This is a genomic window from Novipirellula sp. (assembly GCF_041583735.1).
Taxonomy (GTDB): domain Bacteria; phylum Planctomycetota; class Planctomycetia; order Pirellulales; family Pirellulaceae; genus Novipirellula.
In genome coordinates this window covers 1-17,450 of sequence record NZ_JBFHFD010000109.1, presented here as the reverse complement: position 1 = coordinate 17,450, position 17,450 = coordinate 1, and the positions used below count along the sequence as shown (strand labels likewise).

Here is a 17,450-nt window from a genome sequence, read left to right as displayed (position 1 = left end):
TTGGAACGGGGGGAATGGTTGGCTCTGATGACCGCAGTAGAGACAGTGTAGTTGCCCGATCTTTAATTTTTCTACCCCTTCCCATCTTCCTGCCCAACCTCTGGTTGCAATGAGCGAACCAGTCATCGTGCGGCGTGTCCGATGCGATTGCGAGATGGGCTGTCCAGCATCCCGCCCTAGAAATTTTTCTGTCGCACCAATGTTTCTGTCGTTACATACGGTGTGAGTGTGCGATCGGATTCTTAGTTTTCACGCCTGCATCACGTCGCCGACCACTCGCGAAAAAACGGACAAGTCGATCATGCGGAGCGTTACGGCGAAAATCCAGGGGGGGATTGAATGCGAGGAACGTCGCTTGGGGCATCCGACTTCGCAGACTTCTTCCGTGCGTCTTCGACCGCGTCGGTGACGGACGCGTGGCGTTCACGCGCCGTAGGAAACAGCGGATATAGAACAGAATGATTGACGCGGAAGAAAGATTGGAGAACGGAAAAGCGAGTCCGGCTACGCTTCTGCGTTCATCTTTTTGCCAACCATTTTTTTGCCGGCGTTTGATCCTTGGCCGTGGTCTCGTTCGATTGGTCTCGCGGTCTTGGATTGGACCGTACGATATTTATTCGTGTTGATTAGCATGATTCGCGGGCAACCATTCAAGAGCGGTATTCGCTGCGAATCAGGTGGATGTCGCCGGGGTCGAAGTACGGCCAGGCAGCCTTGATCGCGATTCGAGCGTGCGAAGTGATGCCAAGCAAAGCAATATCGGCTGAGAGCCGAATGCACCCGTGACACTCTGGATCAATCAAGTAGACGGCTCGGAGTCAATCCGCTGATCCACTGGACTGTCAGCCACTGGTTTAGCATCAAAGAGGGTGACACCATTCGGGACATCGGTGGCAATCCGCGAACACAAAGCGTATCCTGACCTCCGAGCGACACCGTGCTACTGGAACTTAGCCCGGCACGCTACGGTTGCCAGTGGAAACTGCGGTGGCTGGGAACGCTGGCGACGGCCGTTCTGTTACAAAATGCTACGTTTTCACCTTACTTAGGATACCAATGACCGCGGATGAATTCGTTGAGTCGCTCGCTGCACTCTGCCCGACGGATGCGGAATTGCAATCGCACGGCTTGGATGAGAGCGACATCCAAGACATCAAGTCGACCTTCACGTGTGTCCCAAGGCGAGTCCCCTCTGAAGATGTTCGCGCCACCAATCCGATTTTTGACCTGCTCAATCGCTATGATTGCACTTCAGTGCAACTGCCAAACTTTCGCTTCGCAGAACGCCCGCAGCACACCGAGAATGGAGTGTTGATCGGTTGGTCGGAGGCTGACCTGGTTTTGTTAGGCAACGGTTCAATTGCATGTCACGATCACGCCGCGCTGAACTATATAATCACGGCGTGTGCACAAGACTCCAGTCGGTTTCTGGCGGCATTGATACACTTTGCAGCCCATTACAGGAGTTCGGTATGGCGCGAACGGCGAGGAGAACTCGGTCATGAATGTGCTTCCATCGCAGGTGCCCCATCAAGTTGGAAGTTCTATGTTTGAATCATTTATCAAATGATAGGCAGAACTACTTGATGCGCCGGCGTCGTACTTGCATTTTTCACCAATGGAAACTCAACTCTCTCGCCCCGTAACATCCCACCTACGAGTAAGAAAACGACGTTGGAAGTCTTTTTCTATTCCAATAATAGATCATTCAAAGCCACGCCCCGATAGTTCGAGAACTGGATTATGGGGCGACAACAGGAGAGCAGATGTTTGTAAGAGGTGTCCCATCGAAAGATAGATTCAATGCATGCCGGTTGGTGCTGCCTAAACGGGTCTTACTGAGCGAGAATTCTTTCGATACCATCGCCAACGAGACTCACGCTGTTAATCGGTTGAAAGAACGAGGCCATGAGCTACCGTTGCGTGTCTTTTTTCGACCGAATCACTCTATGATTGGGTTTGGCGAAGGCAATCATTACACTGGATTCAGTTTGACCAGAGAGCAGTTGGCATCAGACCAGCACCGGCCAGACATCAAGTCATTATTCCAGCTGGACGGACTGTCTGTAGCCTTGGAGGCCCGGGTTGGGGTAGTTGACGTTAAGCTACGTAAAGACTGGCGAGATTTTGTTGCATGCACGTTTTGGGCGGCAACTGGAAATTTCGAGTCTCGTTGCGAACAGATTTCGCGGTGTTTTCCGAGTCGCAAACAGAAACTCTTTGCGGCCATGCTGGCTGGAAAGGAGTCGCTGTCTCAGATGGCCTCATACAAGTCTAAATTGGATTGCGGTTCGAATCTCACGATGCAGCCATACAGCGATTCCGAGGAACTTACAGTCATGTATTCAATGAGAACCTGGAGAGATGAGCAGGGCAGACAGCCAACATTCAATCTCTTGCATGAAGCAATGTTGTCAATAGACGGCGAGGCTCCTGCGGAACTTATGGTTTCTGGTCTCGCAAGCAATTACGACGTAGCATATAAGCGCACTAGCGCCCTTGGAAATGACTGGACGATTAACGTGACGAGCGGGTATGCCGACGGATTTAATCCGCTCACGGATGGTGCGATTGGAAATATCTATCCACTCTTGTGGTGGCAAGCGGAAGAGACGGATGACCCGCGTGAGGGCATCGCACTTAATCTGTGCAAGGGTGAGTCGGGAGGTACACTCGAGCTCTGCGGTTTTTGTGAGCGAGCCGAAATCCAATCGCTTCTTCGGCGTATTCGAGAAGGCTCAAGTGATTTGAGAGGGGCAGAGATCCAAGAGTGGCGTGAGGATCCATCCACTCGTTGGACCTAAGCTCAGGTTGCTTCCCAATCCGTGTGTCAACCAAAACGACTGGGAATGACTTCGTAGACGACGCTTACTGACAGCCCTGGCGCACCAGGATGTACCAGTCCGGTGATCTTTTGCATCGCTTCGGTAGGCGTGACCGCACAGGCTACGGTGATGGTCACGTCGTTGGGGTCACATTCGGGGTGATCATCCTTGAGCTGCCCCACAATGTATCTGAAATAGTTTTGTAGCTTTTTTTGAAAAGCCTCGAACCGAGCGGTATCGTCAAGCGACCCATCGTCAACAATGACCAATTTCAACCCACCCTCGCTCGCCCGAGCGATCATGTCAATTGTGTTTTCGTCGGCAATCGTCATCGATGATTATTCCGTTTCAGAGAGGGAGAGATGTCGGACACTGGTATCTAGTTTGAAGTTCATCCTCGATGCGAGCACTTGAGGCATCGCGGTACCGCAAGTAGCGTTCGAGAATCTTGGCGGCCCCCGCAGCATTCGCATGCAACGTCCCGCCCGGGCAAGATTCTACACGTGCAGCATCGGGATTGCAAAAGATCATCCACGAAATTATTTCAGCATCAATTGTCGAGCAAGCGTTCGCCAGCGGAGACTCCTGCGGTTTTCGTCTCGGTGACTCCTGAGAAGAAGTCGTCCATCGCGTGCAATCTATAGAGAAAGGTTTCGTTCACCACCACTCCCGGCGGTTCGTTTACCGGTTTCGTCGATCCACGGCCCAACGATCCTTTCCTCGACCCGCCAAATTATCATGCAACTCGCGACCGAACGTTGATCTATAACGGGTGTAATTACAGCGAAGCGATCTACGGCGAAATCTAGATCAACGCCCGAATGGCTCGTGAGATCTTGCTCGTTCAAGAGGCGGTGCATGGTATTGAAAACACCCCGTCACCGATAACGCAATCGGTGGCGTTCCGGACCCCACAAGTTCATGCGTCGGTGTGGATTGCCGGGATCGACGAATCAACCAACGAGTTTATTGTCAGCGCTAACTTGTATTCCGTTGTTGATCTGCGCAATTCGGCGGTCGAGACATCATCGCGAGCTGCAAGTTTGTGGGCGGGCAGCGGTCAAGCGAACGACCAATACGGCCCGCAAACCGCCATCGATGCGGGCGACTTTTCGTATGTCACCACGGCTTCGTCGGGAACAAAATGGGGGCCTTGCAAAAAGCGTCCCTCCGGTCCCGTGATGTGGTTGGTCAGCGGTCATCCAGCGCTCGCAGAGATTGGCAACCGAGTCACGTCGCCCATTTTGACCCAGTGGGAAAAGCGGATCCCAATTTTTGACGACACTCCGCCGACAATCGCGTTTGGTCCCGACGACTTGATTGGCGATGATCTAGCCGCGACGTTCTATCGCTTGACGTCGATCAAATCCTCGTGGGGTGGCGGCGTGCACACTGTCCGCCATCACGCCGCCCCCTTCACCAAAAACGATTTCGAATTGGTCGTTGGAGCGGCGTGAGCCAGCAATCATTTTGATGATTCTCTGCCGCATGAAAATGTTGCTTGCTTGTTTCGTTTACATGCAGCGGACAATTCATTCCACACCAGTGGCATGCACTTGTCGAGAATAAGCTTGACGCTAGCCCGGCGGTGGGGCAGAATGACGCCGGGCCAGAACGCTCCGTCGAGAAGGCGTCGCGTGAGAACAAGTCGAACAAGCCGTGAGAACTCCCCAAAACGACTTAATCTCACCCTGTCCTCCCGTAGAAACATAAGTTCGTCCAAGCAGAAATATTTATGAGAACTCAACGCTAAATGCGCTGCGAAGCAAAAACGAAAAGCGGAACGCGCTGTAAGAACAAGGCGAATGGTGGATCACGCTTCTGTGGTATCCACATGAATTCGTTTGATCAGACCGAGCTCAAATCGGAATATGACCGTCTACACCCCGTTGCTCGACGCTTTGCGGAAACGCTTCGGCAGCAGATTGGAGCACTTATTTCGAAGAACGGTCTATCTCTCGGTGTTCCCATTGAGTCCCGGGTAAAAACGTGGAACTCCTTGTCTGAGAAGCTAGAGCGAAAACACATTGCACCCAAAAGCGTGCTTGAGCTTGACGATCTAATTGGCATCCGAGTGATACTTTTATTCCAACGCGACCTTGATACCATGCATGGATTCCTCAATCGAGAGCTCAGCGTGCTGTCTCATGAGAACACTGCAAATCGGCTTCAGGAAGCTCAGTTTGGTTACCAATCAGTGCACTATTCGCTTGCCCTACCCGGCGACTGGCTGAATGTACCCACGATGACGGATTTTCGAGGACTAAAAGCTGAGTTGCAGGTGCGCACGCTTTCTCAACATATTTGGGCGGCTGCTTCGCATAAGCTTCAATACAAAAATGAGCAGAGCGTTCCACTGCAACTTCGGCGATCAATTCACAGAGTCTCTGCGATCCTTGAGACCGTTGATCTCGAGTTCGAGAGGTTGCTCGTTGATCGGGACCAGTATATTTCGAGTACGGTTGCAACCTCGAATGCTGGACCGCTAAATGTAGATGTGCTACGCACGATTCTCGCGGACGAATGGCCAAGCGAAAATGCTGGCGAGGAGGAATCGTACTCAGCGCTTTTGCTTGAACTGCGTGAGTTTGGTATCGAAAGTACTGCGGATTTGAGAAAGCTAATTTCCGACCAACGGAAATGCGTGATGAAGGACGAACGGACTCAGCTCAAGATTCGAGTGGAGCAACTTGAGCAGGGCAAACCGATTTTGGGAACAAGCGAAGAGCGAACTGAACGTGGTGTGTTTTTTACTCATGTTGGTTTGACTCGCACCGCACTCGAATGCAAGGACTCTGATCGGTACAGAGAGGTTCGAGAAGCGATCCTCACGAATGTGCCAGACGAGGACGAACAATGACATGCACCGAAGGACGCGAGCTGAGCGGTTTGGCAGTGGCTCACTCTTTCGCGCGTCCTCGGTGATGTCCGACGTTCTGCCATTCGTTGTTTGACGAGAGCATATGCGAAACCGCAAGCCGAAGAACTTCGCCGCGTTCGTTTGTTCGCGACCGCAGATGTGGACTGTCGACGGAACGCTCCCCGAGGTGATCGCGTTTCTTTCAGGCGTCAGCTATGCGAGACAGGTTGCAGCTCCCGAAGGTGACGCAGTTGACGGTGGATCACCAAGGGCTCTCCTTGATTGGCTGACTAATGAATTTCGGCTTCCCGGTACTGCAGCAAATTCTAACTGGATCTCTGGTCTACTTGACCGATACGGAAGCGAAGAGGCTGCACTCGCTGCGATGGAAGAGTATGCCGGAAGCCTTCCGGACGACGTGGATAGGCGATTCAAGATCGGTTACCCTGAATGACGGCAGAACCAGAGAATTGCACTGGAGTGGCGATGGCCGTGCCTATCGATGTGGATGATCAAAACCCGCCACCGCGTGAATTCCAACGTTGTCGCAACTAGCCGCGTGGCCTGCGTTGATTTGCAATTCATTCCATCGCTGGCGCAGTAAGCGAAATTCCCGTTGGTGATCGTGCAACATCTTGTGATCACAGTCCGTTACACTAGCATCACTGGTCGATCCCAACGGTTGCCTGCTTGACGGGCCACCCATGGGGCGGAACGCCACTGCAACCATACTCGATTCATGCTTGCTACGATCTGCGATAACCATGCGATGATGACGGAGCGGCGGCATCGTTTTTGCAAAGTGGTTTAATCACCCTTCGCCGCCCGCCCATCGCTACCGTTCTACCAATCATGCGCACGTCCCTACTTTACGCGGGAATGCTCGCGGCTCGCGAGTTAACAAACATCCTAAATGCGGAGCAACCGTGGGTGACACTCTGCGAATTGCATGACGGTAATCCGGAGTTCACGTGCTCCCAAGACACTCAGACGCTCTTGAAACTTTTTGATGGCAATATCAACAATTCCGAGCATGTCGCCTTAGTTCATCACGGGGTCCTTACGTTCACAGACGGAAAGAAGTGCGCTGCCATCATTTTGCGTGCAGCTACTGTGCACCCCGAATGGACACCCTTCGTGGTGGGATTGCCTTACCGCGGCCCAAATCATCAAAAGGGATTTGCGATCTACGGCCAATGCTCCTGAACGATGATCCGCCAGAGGGTAAGGTGAAGGATTGGCTGGGCTTCATGTTCGAAGGCTTCGAGACAGAGAACCCGAACCTATGGAGCGAGTACAGTGAAGATCTCGATGACTAGATAACGGAGGTAGAACCACCCGATGGTGACGGAGCGGCGGTGGTCGCCGTTTTCGTCTGCTTGCAAGTTCACTCCCGTCGCCACCACATCGCTACCGTTCCCCGACTCGATTGTATCGCTCCCGACTTCCAACCATGACTACAACACAAGGCAATTCGGCAATGACGGGGCCTCGTCGTTTTCAATGACAAATCGGTGGATGGTTTGGGGGTCTTTTAGGCGGATCTGCTTGGCTGATTCCCACCGCTGCGATTCTTGCGTTCAACGGCCAACCCACTATTGCATTGGTGCCGTTCGGATGCTGCTTGCTGATGAACTTTGTTGGTTGTGTCCTTTGGTATCGGCGTGATCGGGTTTTGCCGTTTTCCGCATTGATCGGAATCCTGACTCTGTTTTCGATTACAACACCGCTCGCGTGGTTCGCGGTTTCGCTAAACGCAACGCCAGAATCTCTTGTGTCGCTCAACTGGCCCCACTCAGGCATTATTAATACGATGGTCGCGTTGATATGCCCCGCAATGATGGCCTGGTTTTGCATGCTCGAATACTCGCATGACGGCACCTCGAATCAGGCTGGTCAAGAATGCGGGGAAACATCCGATGCAACCGAGCGGGGAAGTCGGGCAGTTTGAAGTGGTACATCTTCCGTCGCCGCCGGCTGATCGGTACCGTTCTGCCACAAGATCGATACTCGGTGATGGCTCGCACGTTGAATCCAAACTGACTACTGCCCACATGAATCCGCCAATCGGAACTTCCTTCAAGTTTAAAGTAAAACACTCCGCACAAGGAGCGAGCGGCGGTTCGTATTATGTCCGGTTCGACGTGGATGCTACGCTTTTGTCGGCAGACGAATTTGATGTGGCATTCGAGTCCATTTATCCCAACGACCCTGCCCCGTCAGACCTCGATGCGGCTAAACTTGCTATTACGAATGGATTCAGGGATGCCCTCACCTCGTGCAATTTTGGCGCGAAAATCATTGTGACACAACTGGCCTTGCACCCCGTTGATTTCAATCCAGGCAAGTATGGCTACTGGGCTCACTATCATTTGACGCAGCAATTGGCGGCCGCTGGGTTTGCTGCAACATGATCACGCTGAGATGCTTGACAATGACAGAAGCGGCAGAACCAGCCGATGCACCCGAGTCGCGGTAGCGGGACGTTTCGAAATGGAAGATCAACAGCCGTGACCGGCTAATCGGTCCCGTTCGTCGACTTTAGGGGCTTACATACACCGAATCGGTGTTTTCTAATCCAGGCTGCAACGCTACACTCACTCCAACGACTTTGCACACTGCACGGAGGATGCTATGCGACTAATCAAACCAATCATGACAGCTCTGATCGTTTTTGCATGTGCATTCGTTGGTATACAAGGACTTCCAAATTCTGTCACTGCTGATACTATTGCCGATGCGGAGAAGGTCCACCCAAGGACTTACCGTCTCGCCGACCTTCCTGTTTGGTCTCAGGACGGCAAAACGTTCAATGCAACAATTCTAATGGCATATCTCAAGGCTTCCGTTGACCCGAACGCGTGGGGTAAAGCATCAACGATGGCTCCGTACACTGAATTCCTGGTGATCTCGACCAATTCTGCTAACCATGATGCCATCCACGACGTGATCGAGCAGCTTCGGGAATCGACGACGAAGGCTGCCGTAAGATAGCGACGAACCAAGGGGGTGCACTGGAGTCGGGCGTCACGCTTTTTGAAAGATCAAGCTTTTCACGGCCCGACCCCGCGAATCCAATCGTTCGTCGACTAGACAGATTCGCTTAATCTCGCAGCATTTACTCCACCGCTCAAACAGGACAGCGACTTGCCAAAACTTCGGGTAAGTAAAAGGTGTCAGGACTTCTTTATAAGTCGCGTGAAGCTGGTGTCCGCCGCTTTTAAAATACCGACGACGCTCGATTGATTGACTTTGATTGCGTCATCAAGGGCTGGCGGGGGATGCCGTTAAGCATCACGCGGCATCCCCGATCACAAGCGAATTCTCACTTGCCGCCAGCCCAAGGTTGTCCGTGACACCCGCGATCAAGCAAGTGGACATATCTTGTCCTCGGGATAAAAAAGCAGAGCTGTCTCGGCAAATCCTGATCTGGTGCTGATCCGCGTCGCTCTGCGTGCATCGATTTTGCGATACCGAGTGTCGCCGTAAACGAATTGTTCGCCAATTCGGAGGCTTCCGAACTCGTCTTTCTTTTCAGCGCTGATAGAGTTTCTTATTTTCTCGATCAAGTTGTCCTTTGGTAATGCAACTTGCGTGGTGGACCGGGCGACCTCCGAGCCGTCGCTGTCCTCCATTAGGCTCCAGTGGTTCTTTGATGCATGATGCGCTAGCCATGAAATCAGACATCGTTCGTAGGCGTGGGTGCCGAAGAAGATGGCAAACACGCTATACGATCCGCTGTGTTGTGTAATCTTGGTATGACCATTTGATGCTGCGACAATGGTGGCGACGACCTCTTCAAGCTGCGGTTGAAGGTCTTGATCACATTCGTGTCCGATTTTCGGTCGAAGCACCAACCGATGAAGGTCCAAATCATGGAAAGGACGCTTTCGAGCCTGGCAAGCTTGCTGGCTCAAGACACAACGTAGTTTCTCTGTGTCTTCGGATCTTACATTGCGGACCAATCGTTTTGCCATTTCCCGATCGTCCGCGGTTGGATGGATCGGGAAACCATAATGACCGATCGGCCGCCCCCAATTTGAGTCGTTTTGCAACACGTTTCTTCGCCCCAGAACCATTTGCGTTTGACTGCGTCCAATCGGATCTCACCTCTTGGGTGACAACCGGATGCGTCTGTGCATGACGCAGCTAGAAAGCCTAGGTTGGGGAGAAAAATCAAGGTCATTATCCAAATCGATTTCTTGCGATATGTTCCGAGTTCCGAAAAATAAATTGCTACAATCGGTACTGCCGGCACTCAAGCAGGCGATTTTCAGATCATTAGCCGAGCGTCTGATTGCGCCTGTTTTCCGACTCCTCGGGGCAAAACAATTGGGGCCAAACAATGTCGAATGTTCAGCTAGAAGAGGAACTCGAGGAAGGTGCAGTCGTCATTTCGCGGCATCAGCGGGCACGTTTTAGTTCTTTAACCTTGTCTTCTGGTAAGAAGTGAATCGCTCGACGTTCGCCCGACGTTTTATCGATCAACATTGCTCGTCGGTCGTCGAGTTTGCGATACCTTTTTGATTCGTGTTCAAATTCTTCGCCAGCGTTTACGTTGTAAAAGTCTATTTCCATCTCAAAAACGTTAAGTGCACGCAAACGAGTGCAGGTACCTTTACTTTGGTCATCGTGGGGCGGCGCGGCATCCATCGCGAAACATTAGGGCGGAGGTGCATTCCACAGTCGCGATTCCTCGATTATCTCCGGCCGACGATCGTGGTGATGGCGCCGGATCAATGATCGCGTTGGACTTCGTCCTCGGGATAAAAATTAAATGCGTTGTCGTTGTCGGTCTGCAGAGGAACGATTACCTCGGCTCGGCGATTATCTAATTTGCGATAGCGTTTGTCTGCGTAGATAAATTCCTCTCCCACACGGACGCTTCCAAAATCGATCTTCTTTTTCACGCCATCGCTTTCACAAATCCTTTCGGTCGAATCACTTGTCGACGCGGTGAATACGCGTGCTTCTATTCCCGCGTCGTCTTCGATCAGGCTCCAATGGTTTTTGGATGCGTGATGTGCGAGCCAAGAGATCATACTACGCTGAAAGACCAGGGGACCGAAGATGATGGCAAATGCGGAAAATGAACCGCCGTGTCTTAAGAGTTTTATATGACGGTTTGTGGCTGTGACGATCGTAGCGACGACCGCTTCGAGTCTCTGGGCGATGTCGGGGTCGTTGTCGTGACCAATCATCGGTCGCAGGAGCAAACGATACAGTTTGGCGTCACGGGAATCACATTGGCCGGACTGAGTCGCTTGGGTGATGAGAGCACGTCGTAGCTCGTCCGCGTCATCGTACTTCGCATCTGCGACCATTTGTTTTGATGATTCATAGTCCTCGGACGTGGGACGCACCAAAACGTCGTTCTGTCCCAGATGTTGTGCCCAATTCACGTAGCTAAACATTGATTTCCTCTGTCCCAAAAACCACTTTTTGCTCGATGGTGGGCAAAACCATTGCCTGGAACTTTTATTCGTTGACGAGATCCGAATGATGACATGGTCTCATGTCGTAAACCGAATATTCGCACACCATGAAGGTGGAATAAAGATGAGATTTGGCTGCAGTGTTCGGTTTGCCGTAGCCTATTAGCTACAATCCGTAAGTTCGGTGATTGCGAATCAATTCTATCACACTTTCTCGGCGGATTACGGCTCGCCGGGAACCTCGTGCGAAATTTTGTAGCAGTTTTGACTACACGGACAAGTTGTCATTGTAGTTTGCTTTTTGCGGCTGGTCGAATTCGCGACCAACCATTCCAGGTTGCGACGTGAGAACGGACCACGGCATCGTCGCAGCTAGGATCGTGGAGCAATGGCGAGATCGCGAGGGTGAATCGCGATCTGATTATTGTTGCCCAACGGCAAAGGGGGGCCTTGTGGTTGTTCCTGGTAGGCAATTGCAACAGCAGGTGATGTCGAATTGTGGGGTGGAACGAGCCCTGTTGTCGTCACGATCGCACGACAACGGATCATCGGCAGTGACGCTTTTTCGAAGTGAAGGCGTTGGTTGAGGCCGCGACATTACGAGAGGCGATTAGTCGTTCATCCGGCGAAATGGTTTTGCTATATCGTTGATTTGATCTGTGTGAGTCATTGTTCCTGTCCCTGTTTTCCTACAAGTTTGCTCGCCCGATCCCACCATGCCGACGACTCACGACGTTTTGACCGTCTCTTTCCTTTTCCTTTCGATGGTCACGGGGTGTTCATCATCGCCGGTGGTTGCGCATCCGGGTGAACCGGAGAGCGTACAAGTACGGTTGTTGCAGGCCGGATTTGGCCAATCAAAAGAGTGGGAGTCACTGGGGGTCGAATACGTCGAGTATCGTCGTGCGATCGATGAAGATGTTGTGATCCAAGCAACATGGTGTCGGGCATGGACAAAGGTGACGGTACTGGTACCTCGATCTGTCGTTGATGACGATGATCGCGTGGTGAAGGCGATCCGTAGCGGTGAAGAGGCGGCCGCATTGATCGTCGATGATTCGGATGCGTTGGCCATGTTGTATGCCGAAGAACATCGGGTGCCCTTCAACAGTGGGATCAATCGAACCGAGTACAAAATGGTCTCAGGCCGCTGGTCGATTCGTGCGGTCCGTTACCTCTCGAGCGCGAGAAATGCGGGGCAGGTGACTTTGGCGTCGTTTACCTTGCGTCATTCGGCCGCAATTTGATGGCGAGACGCCGATTGAGAAAGTAACGTCCTGATGCAAAGGGGGCCGATAGGGTGCAAGTCGTGACGCGTGTGGCCGCGTGTTGCAATATGTGAAGAGTTGTCTCCGGCGTGCGGATATTGGCTCCGTTATCAAGCGTGGGGGCAAGTGGCAAGCGGAATGCGAATGGAGGCGGCTGCGATATGGAGGCAACTGGTTTGCGTTTTCGATTGGTGAATGAGACGTTTTAAAGATGGTGTATTCGGGAAAGATTCAATTGGCCACGCTGCAAGCGTTTGGGATGGAGCACGAGCTCGGTCCCGACTTTTCGGGGGCGATGATTGAAAGTGTTTGGAAAACGCAGTGCCGATCGATCAACGCACTCGCGGCAGAATTAGCCCAGCCGTGTAGCTCGGAATTTGGATTGTTGATTTTGATGCGTGCGGCTGAGTTTACAAAGCAGCGACCGCCAAGTTCGGTGTCGGCGGCGGCCGAGCGATACAACCAATCGGTCAATCTGGGTGGTGTTCTCGGTTGTATTTTCGATGCGAGTCTGACAGCGTCGCGGTACCGAAAGCAGCGTTCGCGAATCTTGGTTGCCACCGAAGCATTTATTCAAGACACGCCGCTCGACCATGATCCCACACTTGCAGCATCGGAGTTGCAAAAGATCATCGACGTAATTTGCGCGGATGGCACGTGCCGCTCAAGCGTTCGCTAACGGAGCTTGGTGCGGTCTTCGCCCCCGCACCCCGTGGAAAGAATTGCACCACCGCGGCCATTCTATAGACAAAACTGTCGACCCGCGTGCCAACGCAACTCGCCCGTGTAACAATCAACTTGACACGAGCCCCTCGCTGGGTAAGATCTTCGTCTTGTCTGCGCTGTTGTGGGAAAGGCGAACCACGAGTCGGTGGAGAGGACTACGCAACATTCTTGGAGCTGAACGCTGTTTCAGACGCGTAATTGCGGGAGTCCGCAGCGTACCAAGATTTGCAATTTTGATTGATTTTCAATGGCAACCATAGAGTACAGCCTTTTTCGCGTCAAAATGATTCGTCCAATTCAGACATCCTTTCTACACGATAAAATTAAGCCGCGTGACATCTTCGAAAATGCGCTGCGCGAGCGTCCATCGTCTGAAATTCACCCTGGCCGAATTTGGCATATTGGCAACATAAAAGAGATTGGAGGTGAAGCGGGATATTTTGCATTCGGGCGCACGACGAAAACAACGAATACGAAATTTGACGAAACGACTGGCAATTTCATTGAGGAAGATTTTGAAACCAGTCCATATACCCATGTCGTTTTTGATGCGTCGATTGGATTCGTCGGGATTGCCCACAACCGACGGTTGTCGCGGAATGTCACCGGAATCGCTAGGAAACTTCAGCAAGTGCTCCAAGGGACAGAAATTGCACTTGCAAATGACGTCGAGGTGCTCGTGTCGCCAATATCCGATCCTGATGGTTTTCTCAAGACGATCTCAAGTGCATATCGTGTTTTGCGATTTACTGCGCACTTTACAGGCCCAAACCCTTTCGACGCCGACGAATTTTTTCAGAGGCCACTTTCTGTGTATGCATCATCAGCTAACGCAACAAAGGGAAAGGCACAAATCGATGGCGATAATTTGAATAAGGAGGTTATTACGGAGGTTGCCCGTAGTACGGCGGCAACAGGAAACCGAGCAACTGCCCAGGTCAAGAAGTCGAAGACACAGGCCCCCGTCACAATTGGTTTGACAGGGGATCCGGTTAAACGCCGCTTTGATGAAGTAAGTCACGACCCTGCCGAAGTCCTTAAAGAACTTACGGTATTGTACAACGAGGTTCGGCATGATGGTTGAGCAAAAGATCGACAATATCGAGACATTGATACATGAACTCAACACATTCCCGAGTCATTACATCTATCGTGGTCAGGCGGATGCAAGCTGGGGGATTCAATCGTCTTTAGAACGAAACATTGGAGACAATTTCTCGAAATTGCAAGCCGTAAAATATGAAGAGTTTTCACTGCAGCACTTCAAGTCTAAGTTTCATCTCTATGATCGTGAAAACATTTTGCCGGTGTCGAAGCTCGCGTGGCTTTCTATCATGCAGCATTACGGAGTACCGACAAGGCTCATTGATTTCACCGAAAGCCCGTATGTTGCAATTTATTTTGCACTCGAAACTTATTCTCCACATAGCGAGAACGACTTCTCTGTTTACGCTATTGATTACCGTGCGACAATGAAGCAGTCACTAGCGGCCATTAGCGACCATGACAAAGACTTCAAGGAAACCTACGAAAGTCTATATGATAAACACGATAGCGTGTTTGAAGATTATGTCGATCGATATTCGTACAACATTCTTTGGATTACTGAGCCAAATCAAATGAATATTCGATTGGACCGCCAAGCGGGTTCATTCTTGCTCTCGGGGAATAGTGGGGAGAGAGTTGAAACGCTTATGGCGTCCTCAACGTACGATACTGTCGACATTCGCAAGCTCACGATTGATCATTCATTGTACAAGTCTGTATTCGCATTGCTGAAAAAGATGAATATTACAAGCAAGAGTTTGTACGGAGATCTTGACGGGCTAGCACGAGCTATACGGATGGAATTGCAAGTTCGATCGGTGTGAAAATTGGTTGTATTTAAAATCGATTGCACATCACGATTAGGACGCCAACTCAACAGTCTGAAGCAAAGAATTGCTGGTGAACCTGTACGAAGAGATTCCACTTACTGACGGGAGATAAGTGTGCGATACCGTTTTCCGTACCTGTGACGACAACGCCAAACTGACCCGGATGGAATTGCTCTAATGGCAGCAGCTGATAAACTTCGTGACGAAAGCATGCAGTATCAAGCGGCAAAACGCGACTTGCTGAAGTGGAAGTTAATTTTAACTGGAACGGTTACTGCTTTCGGGCTTGGCTTCACCCAAAGTACGGTTCCGCATGCACACCTTGCACTATGTGTCGTTCCATTAATCGCCCTTTACTGTGATTTGCTTATCCGCGACTACGATCTTCGCATCGCAATTAAGGGGTTCTTCGTAGTTCACAATGCTGTTGATGGCTACGCCGACTACGAACGATTTATAAATTCGGCTCCAATTTCACCATTGAAATGGTGGACGTTTAGCGATGTTGCGATTTTTTGGATGTCATTGTTGCACTGTGTCTTTGTTGCCGCGGTAGGGGCAAGCTATATAACCGCCAACTACATAACGGACAACTTAGATTACGACAATTTGCTATGGCTCGCACTACCGGTGACCGCAATCATAAACGCAGTATTTATTATCGCGGTTCAAGTCGTATTCAAGCAAAAGCATCGTGCTATGCATAGGGCAGCGAGAAAAGGTTAGGTGCATACGTAATAAAAAGTTTTCATAGCCAGCGTAAAACGCGTTGACTATCTTATGACTTAGTATTTCAACTGTTGTTGGCGGTCACTACTCGTAGCGAGATCGTTGGTAATGGTGGACATCACGAGCTAGGTGATGTACCAGCCCACCAAATAGACGATCACCCAGCGGTCGTAGGTCCGCGTGGTTGGCATTGGTGCGGTGCGAATCGGAGCGGTGTAGGGATTGATTCGGCGAGGCATCGTGGTTCCCTATCTTTTGACGACACCCTCGGGCATCAAAACGTCGGCGGCGTTGTCGAGTTCGACCGACTCGATCCGGCGGACGTCGAATTGGCGATGGTCGCCGCGGCCAGTGCACAACGCGCGAAACAGGTAGTCGTTTTGCCATCGCGTCGGGCTGACGCGGCGTATGGTGGCGACGCCGTTAACATCTCGGTAGGTGATCCGAATGACCCAGCGATCGGGATCTCGCATGGCCTTGCTGATTTGTTGCCGAACACGCGAGATTGCGTGGGTGCGGCTGGACGCTTGTTGGGATGACTTGACGTGGTTCATGGCTGGTTTCCGTGGGCGTTGGATGATGGGGACCGGTGGTTCGCGTTGTAAACGGCTCGCTCGTTGTCGCGGACGTGTTCGGGCAATCCGGCGGCGATCAATCGCTTTGCGGTGACGCCGGCGATCGCGTGCAGTGTGGTGCCACGTGGGGCATTGGCGGTGACCTCTTGGCGGATTCGCGGGCCGCAGCGTTTTATGTTTTTGGAAGTCACCAACTTCGCTACCCACCGCGATAAGACGCAATCGTTCCTACAGGGCAATCGAACCAGGGCGGGAGTTCCTGCCGTCGCGTTGCGACTCTGTGTAGCGAGGTGCGCGAGTTTCCACGGACTCACGTCCCGTGGCTACAGCCTGTCGTCGCGTTGCGACTGGTAGGACTGAGGGGAATGGTTGGCTCTGATGACCGCAGTAGAGACAGTGTAGTTGCCCGATCTTTAATTTTTCTACCCCTTCCCATCTTCCTACCCAACCTCTGGTTGCAAAGAGCGAACCTGCCATCATGCGGCGAGTTCGATGCGGTTTCGAGATGAGCTGTCCAGCATCCCGTCCTAGAAATCTTTCTGTCGCACCAATCTTGCTGTCGTTACATGCGGTGTGAGCGTCTTTGTCAAACGGGAACAGGTCGCATCTGCATTTTCCGGATGAGCGTGATACGACGCGATACTCTACCGTTCTCGTTCGGCTCCCATCGTGGATTTGTATCGACAGAAAGATTGGTGCGACAGAAAAATGAGAGTGCCACGGCGATTCGCGATTGAGTTTGATCGGCCAGTTCTTCCCCATTTTCTAACCCTTTATCTTCTAACCTTTCGCAGCATCCCAGCGGCACGGCATCGGGTTTTCGAAGGCAGCACCTGCCGTCGCTTCGCGACTCTGTGTGGCGAGGTGCGGGAGTTTCCACGGACTCACGTCCGTGGCTACAGCCTGTCGTCGCGTTGCGACTGGTCGGACTGAGGGGAATGGTTGGCTCTGATGACCGCAGTAGAGACTGTACAGTTGTCCCGGGCTCTAATTTTCCTGCCCCTTCCATCTTCCTGCCCAACCTCTGGTTACAAAGAGCGAACCTGCCATCATGCGGCGAGTTCGGTGCGATTGCAAGATGGGCTGTCCAGCATACCGTCCTAGAAATTTTTCTGTCGCACCAATGTTTCTGTCGTCAGTTGCGGTCTGCGCAAT

At 51.8% G+C, this 17,450-nt stretch carries 18 protein-coding genes; 12 read left to right on the top strand and 6 right to left on the bottom strand.

Features of this window, described 5'->3' with window-relative positions; translation table 11 throughout:
* Positions 1–1,056: 1,056 nt before the first annotated feature.
* Both ABX962_RS10880 and ABX962_RS10875 read left to right on the top strand, forming a co-directional pair.
* Positions 1,057–1,554, top strand: coding sequence for a hypothetical protein (locus ABX962_RS10880; protein ID WP_372719265.1), 498 nt, complete (start codon positions 1,057–1,059; stop codon positions 1,552–1,554).
* Positions 1,555–1,766: 212 nt separating this feature from the next.
* On the top strand, positions 1,767–2,804 hold the full coding sequence (locus ABX962_RS10875; RefSeq protein ID WP_372719263.1) for a hypothetical protein: 1,038 nt from the start codon (positions 1,767–1,769) through the stop codon (positions 2,802–2,804).
* Positions 2,805–2,830: 26 nt separating this feature from the next.
* Here ABX962_RS10875 and ABX962_RS10870 read toward each other — a convergent pair whose 3' ends face one another.
* Positions 2,831–3,157, bottom strand: coding sequence for a DUF6572 domain-containing protein (locus ABX962_RS10870; protein WP_372719261.1), 327 nt, complete (start codon positions 3,155–3,157; stop codon positions 2,831–2,833).
* Between the two features lie 489 nt (positions 3,158–3,646).
* Here ABX962_RS10870 and ABX962_RS10865 point away from each other — a divergent pair, with 489 nt between their 5' ends.
* From ABX962_RS10865 to ABX962_RS10845, 5 genes are all read left to right on the top strand, one after another.
* Complete coding sequence (locus tag ABX962_RS10865) at positions 3,647–4,282, top strand: hypothetical protein (RefSeq protein WP_372719259.1); 636 nt, start codon at positions 3,647–3,649, stop codon at positions 4,280–4,282.
* A gap of 377 nt (positions 4,283–4,659) precedes the next feature.
* Positions 4,660–5,685, top strand: a complete 1,026-nt coding sequence (locus ABX962_RS10860) for a GTP pyrophosphokinase family protein (protein ID WP_372719258.1) — start codon at positions 4,660–4,662, stop codon at positions 5,683–5,685.
* Between the two features lie 103 nt (positions 5,686–5,788).
* Positions 5,789–6,139 carry a hypothetical protein gene (locus ABX962_RS10855; RefSeq protein ID WP_372719256.1) on the top strand — a complete coding sequence of 117 codons (351 nt, stop codon included), beginning with the start codon at positions 5,789–5,791 and terminating at the stop codon, positions 6,137–6,139.
* A 1,417-nt stretch (positions 6,140–7,556) separates the two neighbouring features.
* Positions 7,557–8,099: a hypothetical protein gene (locus ABX962_RS10850; RefSeq protein ID WP_372719254.1), complete on the top strand. Its 543-nt coding sequence runs from the start codon at positions 7,557–7,559 to the stop codon at positions 8,097–8,099.
* Between the two features lie 241 nt (positions 8,100–8,340).
* Positions 8,341–8,679, top strand: coding sequence for a hypothetical protein (locus ABX962_RS10845; protein ID WP_372719252.1), 339 nt, complete (start codon positions 8,341–8,343; stop codon positions 8,677–8,679).
* A gap of 371 nt (positions 8,680–9,050) precedes the next feature.
* Here the strand turns inward: ABX962_RS10845 and ABX962_RS10840 are convergent, their stop codons facing one another.
* The 3 genes from ABX962_RS10840 to ABX962_RS10830 form a co-directional block, all read right to left on the bottom strand.
* Complete coding sequence (locus ABX962_RS10840; protein ID WP_372719250.1) at positions 9,051–9,410, bottom strand: hypothetical protein; 360 nt, start codon at positions 9,408–9,410, stop codon at positions 9,051–9,053.
* A 679-nt stretch (positions 9,411–10,089) separates the two neighbouring features.
* Entirely contained in the window at positions 10,090–10,338 is a 249-nt protein-coding gene (locus ABX962_RS10835) for a hypothetical protein (protein ID WP_372719248.1), read from the bottom strand.
* 83 nt (positions 10,339–10,421) lie between these two features.
* Positions 10,422–11,099 carry a hypothetical protein gene (locus ABX962_RS10830; RefSeq protein WP_372719246.1) on the bottom strand — a complete coding sequence of 226 codons (678 nt, stop codon included), beginning with the start codon at positions 11,097–11,099 and terminating at the stop codon, positions 10,422–10,424.
* Positions 11,100–11,836: 737 nt separating this feature from the next.
* Between ABX962_RS10830 and ABX962_RS10825 the strand changes: the two genes are divergently transcribed.
* The 5 genes from ABX962_RS10825 (at position 11,837) to ABX962_RS10805 (ending at position 15,717) form a co-directional block, all read left to right on the top strand.
* Positions 11,837–12,367 carry a hypothetical protein gene (locus ABX962_RS10825; protein ID WP_372719245.1) on the top strand — a complete coding sequence of 177 codons (531 nt, stop codon included), beginning with the start codon at positions 11,837–11,839 and terminating at the stop codon, positions 12,365–12,367.
* A 232-nt stretch (positions 12,368–12,599) separates the two neighbouring features.
* Positions 12,600–13,067: a hypothetical protein gene (locus ABX962_RS10820; protein ID WP_372719243.1), complete on the top strand. Its 468-nt coding sequence runs from the start codon at positions 12,600–12,602 to the stop codon at positions 13,065–13,067.
* A gap of 294 nt (positions 13,068–13,361) precedes the next feature.
* On the top strand, positions 13,362–14,198 hold the full coding sequence (locus ABX962_RS10815) for a hypothetical protein (protein WP_372719241.1): 837 nt from the start codon (positions 13,362–13,364) through the stop codon (positions 14,196–14,198).
* Positions 14,188–14,985, top strand: a complete 798-nt coding sequence (locus ABX962_RS10810; RefSeq protein ID WP_372719239.1) for an FRG domain-containing protein — start codon at positions 14,188–14,190, stop codon at positions 14,983–14,985. The genes ABX962_RS10815 and ABX962_RS10810 overlap by 11 nt, the downstream gene beginning before the upstream one ends.
* Positions 14,986–15,168: 183 nt before the next feature.
* Positions 15,169–15,717 carry a hypothetical protein gene (locus tag ABX962_RS10805; protein ID WP_372719237.1) on the top strand — a complete coding sequence of 183 codons (549 nt, stop codon included), beginning with the start codon at positions 15,169–15,171 and terminating at the stop codon, positions 15,715–15,717.
* Between the two features lie 251 nt (positions 15,718–15,968).
* Here ABX962_RS10805 and ABX962_RS10800 read toward each other — a convergent pair whose 3' ends face one another.
* Both ABX962_RS10800 and ABX962_RS10795 read right to left on the bottom strand, forming a co-directional pair.
* Positions 15,969–16,274: a hypothetical protein gene (locus ABX962_RS10800; protein WP_372719235.1), complete on the bottom strand. Its 306-nt coding sequence runs from the start codon at positions 16,272–16,274 to the stop codon at positions 15,969–15,971.
* On the bottom strand, positions 16,271–16,486 hold the full coding sequence (locus ABX962_RS10795) for a hypothetical protein (RefSeq protein ID WP_372719233.1): 216 nt from the start codon (positions 16,484–16,486) through the stop codon (positions 16,271–16,273). Before ABX962_RS10795 ends, ABX962_RS10800 begins: the two co-directional genes overlap by 4 nt.
* Positions 16,487–17,450: the final 964 nt, after the last annotated feature.

Coding starts and splice junctions, on each gene's coding strand:
- ABX962_RS10880 (WP_372719265.1), top strand. CDS start 1,057: ATGACCGCGGATGAATTCGTTGAGTCGCTCGCTGCACTCTGCCCGACG.
- ABX962_RS10875 (WP_372719263.1), top strand. CDS start 1,767: ATGTTTGTAAGAGGTGTCCCATCGAAAGATAGATTCAATGCATGCCGG.
- ABX962_RS10870 (WP_372719261.1), bottom strand. CDS start 3,157: ATGACGATTGCCGACGAAAACACAATTGACATGATCGCTCGGGCGAGC.
- ABX962_RS10865 (WP_372719259.1), top strand. CDS start 3,647: ATGGCTCGTGAGATCTTGCTCGTTCAAGAGGCGGTGCATGGTATTGAA.
- ABX962_RS10860 (WP_372719258.1), top strand. CDS start 4,660: ATGAATTCGTTTGATCAGACCGAGCTCAAATCGGAATATGACCGTCTA.
- ABX962_RS10855 (WP_372719256.1), top strand. CDS start 5,789: ATGCGAAACCGCAAGCCGAAGAACTTCGCCGCGTTCGTTTGTTCGCGA.
- ABX962_RS10850 (WP_372719254.1), top strand. CDS start 7,557: ATGACGGCACCTCGAATCAGGCTGGTCAAGAATGCGGGGAAACATCCG.
- ABX962_RS10845 (WP_372719252.1), top strand. CDS start 8,341: ATGACAGCTCTGATCGTTTTTGCATGTGCATTCGTTGGTATACAAGGA.
- ABX962_RS10835 (WP_372719248.1), bottom strand. CDS start 10,338: ATGGATGCCGCGCCGCCCCACGATGACCAAAGTAAAGGTACCTGCACT.
- ABX962_RS10830 (WP_372719246.1), bottom strand. CDS start 11,099: ATGTTTAGCTACGTGAATTGGGCACAACATCTGGGACAGAACGACGTT.
- ABX962_RS10825 (WP_372719245.1), top strand. CDS start 11,837: ATGCCGACGACTCACGACGTTTTGACCGTCTCTTTCCTTTTCCTTTCG.
- ABX962_RS10820 (WP_372719243.1), top strand. CDS start 12,600: ATGGTGTATTCGGGAAAGATTCAATTGGCCACGCTGCAAGCGTTTGGG.
- ABX962_RS10815 (WP_372719241.1), top strand. CDS start 13,362: ATGGCAACCATAGAGTACAGCCTTTTTCGCGTCAAAATGATTCGTCCA.
- ABX962_RS10810 (WP_372719239.1), top strand. CDS start 14,188: ATGATGGTTGAGCAAAAGATCGACAATATCGAGACATTGATACATGAA.
- ABX962_RS10805 (WP_372719237.1), top strand. CDS start 15,169: ATGGCAGCAGCTGATAAACTTCGTGACGAAAGCATGCAGTATCAAGCG.
- ABX962_RS10800 (WP_372719235.1), bottom strand. CDS start 16,274: ATGAACCACGTCAAGTCATCCCAACAAGCGTCCAGCCGCACCCACGCA.